The following is a 13,191-nucleotide window of genomic DNA, read 5'->3' on the forward strand; positions in this document are numbered from 1 at the left end:
TTGTCTAATTGTAATTTGGGTCTTTGGCTTTTTCTTGGCATAGCTTCCTCCATAGTTTTTGAAGAAGCTATATCACATATTATATTTTATGTAAATGTTTTAATGAAACTTTGTACTAGACGCAGGCCGGAAAGCGGAGATCCATTGCTAAACCTGTTGGTTCGTCAACGCCAGTTTTTGCTCTTGATCAGAGTCACCAATCACAGGCGCCTAGAATTTAGCGTACTTTAATCACTGTTGATGCAGCATTTTACCCCGCGTACTTATAACCAACTCTTCTATGGACACCTTCTTCCCTGCTGCTTCCATACCCTTTTTGACAATCATGGGAAGGCCGGAACAGCATGGCACTTCCATAACAACGCATGTGACACTCTTAATATCCGCAGTTTTAAAGATGTCGCCAAATTTATCAACATATTCTTCCACATCGTCAAATTTCGGACATCCGATCATCACCACCCTGCCTTTGAGCAAATCCCTGTGTAGCGTTGGAATGGCCACTCCACAGCAATCTGCCAGAACAAGTAGATCCGCTCCTTTTAAAAACGGCGCAGTTGCAGGCACCAGCCTGATTTGAACCGGCCAGTGAGAAAGAGCGGACTCTTCATCTTGAAAGGAAGCCGGTATATTGGCTTGCTTACACGAAGAAGCCGGTGCAAATGTCTGAATATGAGTGGATGGGCACCCGCAGGCCAACGTGGCGGGCTCCTTTTGTTTTTCTGCTTCTTTTTCCGCCAGGTATTTTTCCACCGCATCTTCATCGAACTCCTCTGCTTCACGTTCAACGATCTTAAGTGCGCCGGTGGGACATTCGCCGATGCAGGCACCAAGACCGTCACACAGGTTGTCCGCCACCATCCTTGCCTTGCCGTCCACCACCTGTAATGATCCCTCTGCGCAGCTGGGTACACACTGACCGCAGCCGTCACACAGCTCTTCATCAATTTCTATTATTTTGCGTAATGTCTTCATTTATCCGTCCTTTGTTCGCTTACCCAATCAGCAGCATACAGGAAGATGGTGAATGTCGAATGTGGCTTAAAGTATTCGACTGTTGAATATTTTCCCTTAATTCTTGTCCTGCTTTAAAAGTGTTTTCTTGGCTTCCACCCCACCGCTTTGGGTTAAAAACGATTTTTTAATTATCTTTTTCAGTTTGTCGGCCTCAATGACCTGGTCTTTATGATTATCTTCTATGTTTGCAATAAGGTCTGCATCATACACTGCCTTAAAATTTGCCGTTTCTTCCGGCCCGGGGTGATGGTGGTGGCCAACGATATCGCATACTTCATCTATAAGTTCTGTTTTAGCACCGAGCTTTTCCAATATGGACCGGGCAATGGGTGGGCCTTCCTGTTCCTGGTGTTTGGGTTCGGTACTGTTGAATTTTTTTTGGGCCTCGTGAATACCGATATCATGAAGATACGCGGCAGACAAAATAACCGCCATATTTCCCTGGCCTTCGGCTTTGCCGATTCTTTCCGCATACCTGGCCACACGGGTCGCGTGGCTGATTCTTTTAAAATCGGTTTTAAAATACCGTTTCATTTCAATGGCCACCCGGTCTTTCAACAGGTCTTCCTTTTGGGCCAGAAGCTCTGGCGGAAGATTTCCGATGCACTGTTCGGCAAACTGGCAATATGACGCACAGCCAAAATCCATTTTAGGATTGATAAACCGGTGCCCGCAGCTCGGACATTTGCGGGTGGTGTCATCTTTAAAAAATTCCACTTTATTCCCGCATTCCGGGCATTTTGCATCAAAGATGGCTCCCGGTTTCCAGTACAGCGTATCTTGACCTGGGCACTTCATGATTTTCTCCAATCGCTGGTTTGTATTTTGTAAAAGTCTATTAAATGATAATATTAGTCTGTTTTGTCCATAAATCAAGTATGCAAAAGAATCTTACCGGCTTTGGCCTTACCTGTGGTTTTGCCTTGATTTTCCGGTTTTGCCATATTGGCTCTGTTTACTTCCATGTATATGTCAGCAGCACCCCAATTTAAGCGGGATGCTGCTATACCGCTGAATCACTATTTTCCTGTCATCATGGCTTCAACATCTGCTTCTACCGTATCGATGGGTTTGATACCGAATTTTTCCACCAGCACTTTGGCCACGTTGGGGGAAAGAAATCCCGGGAGGGTCGGCCCCAGTCGAATACCTTTAACCCCAAGGTAGAGAAGCGCCAGGAGAACGGCAACCGCTTTTTGCTCATACCATCCGATATCAAAAGAGATCGGAAGCTGGTTAATATCACCCAGTCCAAAGACCTCTTTGAGTTTCAATGCGATAACCGCCAGAGAATAACAGTCGTTACACTGTCCGGCATCAAGGATTCTCGGTATACCTCCGATATCTCCAAGATCGAGCTTGTTGTAGCGATATTTTGCACAACCGGCAGTCAAAATCACCGTGTCCTGCGGCAGAGCCTGGGCCACTTCGGTAAAATAGTTTCTCGATTTCTGACGTCCGTCACAACCGGCCATAACCACAAACCTTTTGATCGCTCCTGATTTTACCGCATCCACCACCTTATCAGCAAGTGCAAGCACCTGGTTGTGGGCAAAACCTCCCACGATCTTTCCTGTCTCAATTTCAGTGGGCGGATCACATTTCTTTGCCAGCTCGATAATCTCAGAAAAATCTTTTGAGCCGCCTTTGGCCCTGTCCGGTATATGCTTGACATCAGGATAGCCGGTCATGCCGGTGGTAAAGATTCTTTTCTGATACGTATTATTTTTTCTTATGGGAATAATACAGTTTGTCGTCATAAGAATGGGGCCGTTAAAGGATTCAAATTCCTTGTTCTGCTGCCACCATGACCCACCGTAGTTTCCCACAAAATGAGCATACTTTTTAAATGCCGGATAGTAATTGGCAGGAAGCATTTCGCCGTGGGTATACACATCGACTCCGGTGCCTTCGGTCTGTTTTAAAAGCTCTTCCATGTCTTTAAGATCGTGTCCGCTGATGAGTATTCCCGGATTGGAGCCGACTCCGATATTGACTTCGGTGATCTCCGGATTTCCGTATGCGGTGGTATTGGCTTCATCCAACAACGCCATGGTGTTGACTGCCGTTTCTCCGGCTTTCATCACCAATCCGACCATTTCGTTCACCGACAAATCTTTGGTGGTGGATGCCAGGGCTTCCATGAGAAAATCGTAGATATCTTCTCTTTCAAACCCCAAAATGGCGGCATGATCTGCATAAGCGGCAACCCCTTTTAACCCGATGATTAAAAGCTCTCTTAAAGAGCGCACATCTTCATCCGCTGTTGACAACACACCCACCGATTTGGCCTTTTCATTAAACTCGGCAGCATCATCCGAAAACCAGGTGGCGGAGTGATGCAGATTTTCGGCAAAATCCTTTCCGGTTTTTTCTTTATAGGCAGCTAGAAATTTATCTTTAAGATCATCTCTGCGTTTTAATGCCTCTTTTATCATGGCAACAAACCGGTCGTTATCCCAGTTGGCGTTGGTAATGGTGGTAAACAGTGCCTGGGCAACAAATAAACCCGTCTCTTTATCCAAAATTCCAAGTTCTTTTGCCTTTTCGCCATAAACGGCAATACCTCTTAACACATAGATTAACAGATCCTGAAGATTTGCGGTTTCTTCCGGTTTCCCACACATACCTTTAACTGTGCAGCCTGTGTTCTTGGCTGTCTCCTGACATTGAAAACAAAACATAGCTTTCCTCCTTTATTGGTTTGGGTTGAATCACTTTTCCCTAAAAAGATTTTTAAGGACCATTTCCTTATTTTTGATTTAATTTTACATGCCAGGCTGAGCAAGTGCATTGACTTAGGTCAAAAAAAAGAAAAAATTTTGCCGCAGTCTTGAAAACATTAAAAACCCTTCGCCAAAGAGGAACACTTACGGATTCCTTTCCTAGCTTTATTCACCCTTCAATCCGGATACAACATTGTGTATAATTAATTTATTTGATACACAATTGTACCTTATTCATAAAATGTTGTACTGAAATCGAATTTTTACTATTCTATTTAAAAATTTACCACCAATCTTCATCCGGGATCGATAGCCGGTGGCGCACCATGATTCAGATATCATCCCATTTGAAGCGGCTGATTCACATCTCCAGTGAAACGTTTTCTATCTAGTCATCAATGATGAATTTCGATTTTATTGTCTGATATCCATAGCCATGATATAGAGCAATAAGATTACTATAACCTATGTAAGGTGGAACGCTTTACGGGTATGGTTACGATCGATTAATCCACAGTTTAATTTCGCAAGGCCAGAATCAAATCTATTCGTAGAGGGTCACACCGGCTGCCTGCAATTATAACCCAAATGATCGAAAGGCTATCTCGGATGATTCATGCTGAAAATCTGACGCGAATCTATTCGCTGGGAGAAACAAAAGTTATCGGCTTAAACAGAGTCAATCTGGATATCCGGCAGGGTGAATTGGTTATGCTGAAAGGCAACAGCGGATCGGGGAAAAGCACGTTGTTATCTCTGCTTGGCGGACTGGACCAACCCTCAGAAGGCAATTTGACTGTTTCAGGCTATAATTTAAATACAGCCATAGAATCTGAACTGATTGACTTTAGACGAGAGGTGGTGGGTATGATCTTCCAATCGTTTAATTTGCTGCCGACCCTGGATATATTGGAAAATATCTGCTTACCCGGTTTGCTCGCAGGTAAACCTCTTGATTCAGTTCAACAAAAGGCAGTATCATTAATTGAAAAATTTGATCTGAACCCTCGTAAGCACCACAAGCCCAGCCAGCTTTCTGGAGGAGAAATGCAAAGAACCGCTATTGCTCGTGCGCTCATCAACGATCCTTTGCTAATTCTTGCAGACGAGCCCACCGGAAACATCGATAGCCTAAACGGTCAAAGAGTCATTGATCTCTTGGTTCATTTAAATCAAAATGATGGCCGAACCGTGGTCATTGCCACCCATAGCAACCTGGCTGATGATTTTGCCACCCTTCAGCTTTGTTTGAAAGACGGAGAAATATCCGATCAGATATGCAGCACTTGATATTATTCTTTCGCTTATTTCGATGGTTTAGTTTACGCCATTTAAAAAATCATAAGGCACATACTGTCATCGTGCTGGTTGGAATCGCCTTGGGCGCAGCGGTTTTCACCAGTGTGCGATTATCAATAGATGCATCCATCGACGCATTCACTCGCAGTGTAACCCAGATCACCGGAAAATCCGATAGGATACTATTACGATCAGGCGGTCGTGTTCCCGAAAACATGCTTCAAGATTTGATAAAGCATCCGTCGGTTCAAAACGCAAGCCCGCTCCTCAGCACTTATGTAAGAGAGTCGACGCATTTGGGAGAACCCTTTCTGTTGATCGGCCTGGATCCCCTTATGGACAGAACGCTGAGAACATGGCATGGGGATAAAAAGACCACATCTCTTCGCTCGGATTGGATCAAACTAATATCTGAACCCAATTCTTTATTCCTGGGAAAGCCGCTTACCGAACGATTTGGACTCAAACCGGGTGATAGGATCACACTGGAACATGCAAACACCACCGGTAGGTTTATGGTATTGAGCCCGCTTGCGCCTGATGGCCTGGCTCTCGTGGAGGCCGGCAACATCGGCATTACCGATATTGCCACATTTCAAGAATTTACCGGCACCATCGGCTTCGTCGACCGTATCGATCTTATCTTTAAATCATCAGTCTCCAAACCTGATCTTCTTAAATTTGAATCATCTTTGGCGCCGGGTTTAATCCTCAGAAGTCCGTCTGATAGACGCGAAAGCGGCCAAAATATGATTAAGGCCTATCAATTAAATCTATCGATTCTAAGTTTTGCTTCGCTGTTTGTGGGCATGTTTTTGGTATACAGCCTGGTGGCACTGAATGCTGCCTCGCGCCGACATGAAATTGCTGTTCTCCGGAGTACCGGTAGTTCCTCAAAACTTATTTTTTTGTTATTTTTATTTGAAGGGGTATTTCTGGGTGTGGCCGGTTGGGTAATCGCCATACCCATCAGCACTGCACTGGTTAAATACTTACTTACCGGTATCAGCGAAACTATTTCTATACTATTCGTAAGGGTAAGGGTGGATCAATTCTCTTTAAGCGGATGGGAAATTCTTCTATCCTTTTGGATGACGCTAATTATCTCCGTTTTAGCAGCGTTACAACCAGCACGTATGGCGATGCAGGTTTCTCCCAAAGAAGCACTAAGTTTATCTCAGCGTGAGAGCTTCGGGCGTTTCTCCCCAGTCCAACTTTTTATTATGGGTATTGTTTTTGTTCTCACGGTGTTACCACTGTCCACGCTGTCGCCAATCCAGGGCCTTCCCTTAGCCGGATATGCGGCTATTATTCTGCTGTTTGCCGGATTTTCGCTGGTGTCTCCCTGGTGTTTAAAAAAAGCCGCTGCAATCATTAGGCCGATCTTGCTGAGAGTCGGTGGAATACCAGCTTATTTAGCAGGCAACTACATAAAAAATAGTGGCACCCGAACATCAATCTCAGTTGGATCACTGATTACTGCAGTCGCCTTGTTTATTGCGCTGGTTATTATGATCCACAGCTTTAGAAATACCGTTGAACTGTGGGTCAATCAAACGGTCAGCGGCGATCTTTTTGTTTCTCCCAAACTCGCTGAGTACAATCAGTTTCAGGATCCCTTTCCAGAGAAAATCATTCAAGGCCTGAAATCGATCCAATCTCCAGTGGACTTGGTACCCAATCGACGCATTGCTTTGAGTTATGGATTGATACCCTATCAGTTGGAAGTCATGGACGTTAAGACTTTTTTGAAATACGGCAGCTTTATATGGCTTAAAGGATCACCACAACAATCGATTCAGGCCGTCATACAAGGAAAAGGCGTCACACTGTCCGAGGTGTTTTCCAACCAAAGCGGCTTAAATTTTGGTGATACCTATATTGCTCAGGTCAAGGATTTGCCAATCCGTTTACCTGTTCTCGGAGTGGTTAGAGACTATCGTACCCATGGCGGTGTGGTATTTTGTGATTTTAATTTTTTTAAGCGAAATAATTTTGCTTTGCCCTGGGGCGGCGTTCGCATTTTTTTTAATCGTTCCACTGAAAATTCGGAACAGCCGTTATCATTGTTACAGAGCGAGATTATTGATAACTGTGGCCCCCATCTGGATATGATCAGTGGAAAGACACTTCGCACCGAGATATTGAAGATTTTTGATGAAACCTTTGCCATTACCACCGTCCTACTATTTATTGCACCGCTCATCGCAACCATGGGGATTGCAACAACGCTGGCAATTATGGTCCTTGACCGCTCCCAACAGATGAATATTTTAGTTGCAGTCGGTGCTGACACGAACCAGATTCGCGGTATTGTTGTTTGGGAAAGCCTTTTAATGGTCATTGTAGGAGAGATCGCCGGTGTGGTTTGTGGATTGATACTATCTTACCTACTGATTTTTGTCATTAACCTTCAATCATTCGGGTGGACGTTTATTTATAATATTAACTGGCGGACTTTAAGTATATCTTTGCCTTTAATCTTACTATCTGCCTTTGCCGCAGCTTTGCCGGCCATAAAACTGGTTTTTAGACAGCCGCCGGCAACATTGCTAAAGGAAAATTAACGCCTTGTATTTCATAAGCATAAGAAATATGAAAAATAACGTATTTCAAATAAAAATCATTACAATATTAGCCGTTTCTATAATTTTGATTGTCTGCTGTCCCTTGACGTTTTCAGCAGACCAGACGTTTCTTCCTATCACATCCGCCAGAGCCGAGGAGTCAACCTATTACCGTGTCACCAGACCCTGCAATTTATCTTTTCCAGATGATCACGGTATGCACCCAGGTTATCGCACCGAATGGTGGTACTATACCGGGAATCTAAAGGCACATACAGGAGAAAAATTTGGTTTTCAGATGACGATTTTTCGATCTCAGATCAGCCCGCCTGGAGCTGAAAAAAACTGGCCCAGCCCCGCATCGCAGTGGCGATCACAGAACATCTTTCTCGGCCATGCTGCTGTTTCGAACCTCACCGCCCATCAGCATATTTTCGACGAACAATGGAGCAGGGAAATGGATGGCATCGCAGGGGTGAGTCAAAATGAATCTGGAACTACTCGAATTTACTTGAATAAATGGTCAATTATGATCGATGAAAAACGACACAACGTTCGGGTCCAATCCAATCAGTTTGCGTTTGATCTGAAAATGAGGTCATTAAAACCAGCTGTTTTACACGGAGACCAGGGTTATAGCCGTAAAGGTGAACTTGATGAAAGCGCCAGCTGTTATTATTCCTTTTCAAGACTGATGACTGATGGAACTCTGGTTTACAAAGATCAAACGTATACCGTTTCCGGATACAGTTGGATGGATCACGAATTCAGCACGGCTCCTTTGCAGAAAAATATAATTGGTTGGGATTGGTTCAGTCTCCAGTTTTCAGACAATACTGAACTGATGGTTTTTTTGTTGCGACAAGCAGAGAAATCACATCATCCTGCTTCCAGCGGGTCTTACATATATGCAGATGGTACCAAAAAACATCTAACTCATAAGGATTTTAACATCAAAGTGCTGGATACTTGGAAAAGTCCTCAATCCGGTGCAGGTTATCCTTCAAAGTGGCAACTATCCATATCAGATATGGATATGGAAATAACTCTCGCATCAAATATCAAAAACCAGGAAATGATGACCAGCGAAAGCACTGATGTGATATACTGGGAAGGAAGCGTTGCCATCAATGGCCATAAGGGACCGCAAGGCATTTCCGGATTTGGCTATGTTGAGTTAACCGGATATAACCAAAAATTCGATGCACCGCTTTGAAAAAATTGGCCGTTTTTTAACACGCTACCTTTTCCATTATAAGAGATTGTAACGAAAGAACAGCCGGATTGTACCATCTGCCCAGTTACTTTCTGTACCATGAACATGATAAGCAAAACAGATATGAGTTTGGTTCCATTTCATGATAGAACTCAGTCAAAAATCATCGCCAAAGGTAAGATAACTGAACCCTGTTGTAAACAAGGATAGATAGAGTTATGATTAAACCACAAGGAGTCCTGCAATGAATGAATCTGACAATAAAATGGTCTTGGTGAAAAAAAAAGACCATATTGGTTTTTTAACACTTAATAATCCGGAAAAACGCAATGCACTTTCCCCCGAACTGCTCATGGATGTTTATCAAAACCTGGAAGAATTTTCAAAAAATGATGATGTCCGGTGCCTGGTGATAAAGGGTTCAGGAAACAAGGTATTTTCCTCGGGTTATGATATTGGTGCCATTCCTGTGAGCCTGCTTCCCGATCACAAGCAAAAAACTCCAGACATTTTGCTTAAGGTGTTAGACTCTGTTAAAAATTTTGCTTATCCCACCATAGCCATGCTGAACGGGCATGCATTTGGAGCAGGGTTTAATCTTTGTGCGTGCTGCGACATTCGAATCGCAGCAGATAATGTTAAACTTGGAATGACGCCGGCCAGAATCGGTGTGGGTTATCCCCCGGAAGGCATACAGCAATTTATCGAAGCTTTCGGGATTGCCAGAACAAAGGAAATCTTTTTTACCGCCAATACCTTTCAGGGCAAAGCACTCCTTAATAAAGGACTGGTGGATTATTTGATTCCAAAAGCGGATCTTGAAGAATTCACCCATGCATATGCCCGAAAGATCACCCGGAATGCACCGCTTTCATTAAAGTGCATTAAAAATATTATTTCCATGTTTGAAAATGATTTGGCACTGAATCAGAAAAATATTGAGAAGGCTGATCGATTGATGCAAAAATGCTTTCAAAGTGATGACTTAAAAGAAGGACAGGCTGCGTTCCTGGAAAAAAGAGTCCCTAAGTTTACCGGGAAATAATCTGGTATTAATAAAAGTTTTTCTCCGCAGGCACAGATATAGCAAATTCGAAACTCCACCTCAATCATTTATATGACCAGCAAAACGATCCTTACCGCTTTTCGCTTCTTCTGCGTTAATCTGAGGTACACTGATACACCCAGATAGTTTCCTCATTTAAAACAAAGCATATGCATGAGAATGACTATAGATTTCACTCCTTAATTTTACATTAACCGAACAGACGGTTGTTTCACTGAAATTAGATTTTGTATCATTAATGGCCACCAATCCCATTCCAGTAACAAAATATTGGCAATAATTCTTCGCAATACATCATTATTTTGAACCATTGACACCTAAGAAAGTGTTTCTTATTTTAATCATGGGTTTTTAAGCCTGAAAAAGGAGGTGGCCATGAACACAAATCATACTCAAAAAATGGATGCACTGACAGGCGGATCGGAAAGAGCGTTTATTGCACAACTCAAAGCGGTTTTTGAAAAAATGTCCCATGAAATTCCGTTATATATGTTTGCGGAACAGGGACAAGACGATGATTTTCTTCGGGCAAGCCGTCAGATGGTGAGAGCTTTTCGGGAACTGACCGATAAAATAACTTTCAGAGAATTCTCTCTGGATCATAAATTGGCAAAGAAATGGAAAGTTACCGCATCACCCACCCTGTTAATTGCACCGGAAACCTATGACATACGCTGGCTGGGTGCGCCCGTGGGTGAAGAAGGTCGCACTTTTTTAGAAACTTTGATTTTGGTGGGGTTCCAACGAAGCGACGTCAACGATCAGGCCCGAAAAGTGATTCAAAATATCAATTCCAGGCGGAAAATAAAAGTGTTTGTGAGTCCCACTTGCCCCTATTGCCCTCAGCAGGCGGTGAACGCCGTGCGTGCGGCCGTTGAAAAACCCGAGCTGATTTCATTGGAAATTATTGATATTCAGGCCAATCCTGAAATTGCCGATCAATACTCCGCCCAAAGCGTCCCCCAAACTTTTGCCAATGAAACACTTATCGGTATGGGCGCACAGACTGAAGAGATTTTTGCGTTATCGTTGCAAAAACTGGAACCGCAAACTGTGTTTATTCCGGATAGTGACGCGGAATTGGTGAAAACCGACCTGGTTATCGTGGGCGGCGGTCCTGCCGGATTAACCGCCGGTATTTATGCCAAACGAAGCGGTTTGAACACCGCCATCATCGAAGGCCAGGCCCTGGGTGGTCAGATGGCACTAACCCCGGTAGTGGAAAACTATCCCGGTTTCACCCATGTGGGTGGTAAAGCCCTGGTCGATATCATGGTGACCCATGCCCTGGAATATGCGAAGATTTTTCAACAGGAAAAAGTAGTTGATATTCAACCCGGAGATCCTATTGTGGTGACTACCAGCCAACGAAAATTTCATACCCGAGCTGTGCTGTTGGCCACCGGAGCCTCTCATAAACAGCTGGGTGTTCCCGGTGAGTCCCGACTTTCCGGCAAAGGGGTCTCATACTGCAGCACCTGTGACGGCCCTTTGTTTAAAGATAAAAAAGTCATCATGGTCGGTGGCGGCAACAGTGCAGCTACCGAAGCCCTGCATTTGCATCATATGGGTGTTGATGTCACGCTGGTTCACCGGCGCGACAAACTCCGCGCCCAGGAAGTGTTGGCCAAAAATCTGGCCGATAACCAAATCCCCATTCTCTGGAATAGCGAAATCAAAGAAATCCGTGGAGACCAACGGGTAGAAGAAGTCTCCTTATTCAATAACCGGACAAAAGAAATCTCAACTCTGAAAACGGATGGGGTGTTTCTGGCCATTGGTTATACCCCGTCGGTTGAGTTGGCACAAAAAACCGGGGTGGCTCTTACCGAAAACGGCTATATTCAACGAGATGCCAGACATCGTACCAATATTCCCGGCATCTATTCCGCCGGTGATGTGGAAGGCGGCTACAAGCAGATCGTCACCGCCGCCGGGCAAGGGTCCGAGGCAGCCATGAGTATCTTCGAGGATTTGATCAATCCCTACTGGCAGGATAAACTGGCCCAGAATTTGTGAACGCCGGATAATTTGTTTTATAGTAGTTGTCAAAAATATGTTTCGTTGCAGGGGGGTAAGAAAAGCAACCCCCTTAAAATGTTAAAAGTGACCGGGGACGGTCTTGACACTGCTTGGCAATTACGATTTTTTCCGGTAATTTTCAAAGATGTTTTGATAAAAGAAACTGGCTTTAAAATTATATAAAAATTTTTGCCTTACAGTGACAAGTTATCACAGATTTTTGAAAGCTCAATTTTTATAGGATATCTCCATATATCACAAGTCGACGTCATTTTGGAACTATGGTGAGATATGCCGGGTTTTTACATGCCTTTCTCATAATTTTTTCCTATCCACTAAAGTTCCGCTCTTTTATGCCGATAACTATTTCATCTACTTGTTTCATCACAACTTTTTTAAAATCTGATGTATCTCCAACATAAGATAAAGTAAGATAAAGGATGTTACCATGAGTAAAAAAATAATTATAATATTTCTATCAATACCATTGATCTTGTTAATTCTTACAGAAGTATTTGCTGCGGAATATAACGTGAAATTTCCTGATATTGGCATACGATATAAATGGAATAAAATAGAACGTAAACCAGTCATTACAGGATTTGAGCCAAATTCTGGTGCGCAGAAAGCCGGGGTGCGTGTTAATGACCGGATTAGGTTCTCTGGGACATCACCTACAACCAAAAAGGGTTTTTTAATTGCCCAGAGGGATCTTCCAATCGGCAAAAAGGTGGAGACTCTAATATACCGAGGGGATAAGATAATAATAGTCCATATCGAGGTTGGATACTCGAATTTTAAAGCCTATTACAATAATAACCTAGTAAAGAAAGAACTTTCGTTTCAAAGCTCCTCACCGGTTATATTGCAGGGTAGCTATAGTGATGGGTTGGCTTATTTTTATCACATATTGATAAATTTTCATAAAGAATTCGTAGCTATAGACGAATTAAGAAAAGATTCAAATTCTGCCTGCGAAGAGATTTTAAATGCATTTTATGTATTGTATGATTGGAGTAAAAAAGGCAATAAACGCCTTAATAAAGATGTTTACTCAGTAGTGAATTTGAAGTTTTATAACTATTTATCAAGGTTCGTGAAGCTTTTCAGTAAACCTGAGAGTAAGGACCTCTTAAAAAAGGAAAATGTACAAAATGTAGTACCCCAATTGAGCGAAAACTTATGCTGCTTTTTTAAATTCATTTTCGTTTAGAGTAGTACAAATGTTACGATAAAGTAATTCAGTTTCATTGTTCTTTGTCAATTCGATGACTTTTA

Annotated in this window: 10 protein-coding genes; 7 read left to right on the plus strand and 3 right to left on the minus strand. The window is 43.1% G+C overall.

Annotated features, from left to right (window positions below):
* The coding region (locus SWH54_05695) for a hypothetical protein (protein MDY6790745.1) at positions 1-231 on the plus strand (231 nt) is incomplete at its 5' end.
* On the opposite strand, the gene SWH54_05700 is transcribed toward SWH54_05695, so the two are convergent.
* The 3 genes from SWH54_05700 to hcp all read right to left on the minus strand — a co-directional run bounded on the left by SWH54_05700 (position 232) and on the right by hcp (position 3,701).
* On the minus strand, positions 232-975 hold the full coding sequence (locus SWH54_05700; GenBank protein MDY6790746.1) for a 4Fe-4S ferredoxin: 744 nt from the start codon (positions 973-975) through the stop codon (positions 232-234).
* A 96-nt stretch (positions 976-1,071) separates the two neighbouring features.
* Positions 1,072-1,815, minus strand: coding sequence for an HD domain-containing protein (locus SWH54_05705; protein MDY6790747.1), 744 nt, complete (start codon positions 1,813-1,815; stop codon positions 1,072-1,074).
* A 221-nt stretch (positions 1,816-2,036) separates the two neighbouring features.
* Positions 2,037-3,701 carry a hydroxylamine reductase gene (gene hcp, locus SWH54_05710; GenBank protein MDY6790748.1) on the minus strand — a complete coding sequence of 555 codons (1,665 nt, stop codon included), beginning with the start codon at positions 3,699-3,701 and terminating at the stop codon, positions 2,037-2,039.
* Positions 3,702-4,352: 651 nt separating this feature from the next.
* Between hcp and SWH54_05715 the strand changes: the two genes are divergently transcribed.
* From SWH54_05715 to SWH54_05740, 6 genes are all read left to right on the plus strand, one after another.
* Positions 4,353-5,033: an ABC transporter ATP-binding protein gene (locus SWH54_05715; protein MDY6790749.1), complete on the plus strand. Its 681-nt coding sequence runs from the start codon at positions 4,353-4,355 to the stop codon at positions 5,031-5,033.
* Positions 5,034-5,122: 89 nt separating this feature from the next.
* Positions 5,123-7,609 (plus strand): FtsX-like permease family protein, encoded by a 2,487-nt coding sequence (locus SWH54_05720; GenBank protein ID MDY6790750.1) that lies wholly within the window; start codon positions 5,123-5,125, stop codon positions 7,607-7,609.
* 28 nt (positions 7,610-7,637) lie between these two features.
* Positions 7,638-8,825, plus strand: a complete 1,188-nt coding sequence (locus tag SWH54_05725) for a lipocalin-like domain-containing protein (GenBank protein MDY6790751.1) — start codon at positions 7,638-7,640, stop codon at positions 8,823-8,825.
* A 244-nt stretch (positions 8,826-9,069) separates the two neighbouring features.
* The gene (locus SWH54_05730; protein ID MDY6790752.1) at positions 9,070-9,870 is read left to right on the plus strand and encodes an enoyl-CoA hydratase-related protein; all 801 of its coding nucleotides are present in this window, start codon (positions 9,070-9,072) and stop codon (positions 9,868-9,870) included.
* 396 nt (positions 9,871-10,266) lie between these two features.
* Positions 10,267-11,910, plus strand: coding sequence for a thioredoxin-disulfide reductase (gene trxB, locus SWH54_05735; GenBank protein MDY6790753.1), 1,644 nt, complete (start codon positions 10,267-10,269; stop codon positions 11,908-11,910).
* 451 nt (positions 11,911-12,361) lie between these two features.
* Positions 12,362-13,126 carry a hypothetical protein gene (locus tag SWH54_05740; protein MDY6790754.1) on the plus strand — a complete coding sequence of 255 codons (765 nt, stop codon included), beginning with the start codon at positions 12,362-12,364 and terminating at the stop codon, positions 13,124-13,126.
* The last annotated feature ends 65 nt before the right edge of the window (positions 13,127-13,191 follow it).

This window comes from Thermodesulfobacteriota bacterium (genome assembly GCA_034189135.1).
Lineage (GTDB): Bacteria > Desulfobacterota > Desulfobacteria > Desulfobacterales > JAUWMJ01 > JAUWMJ01.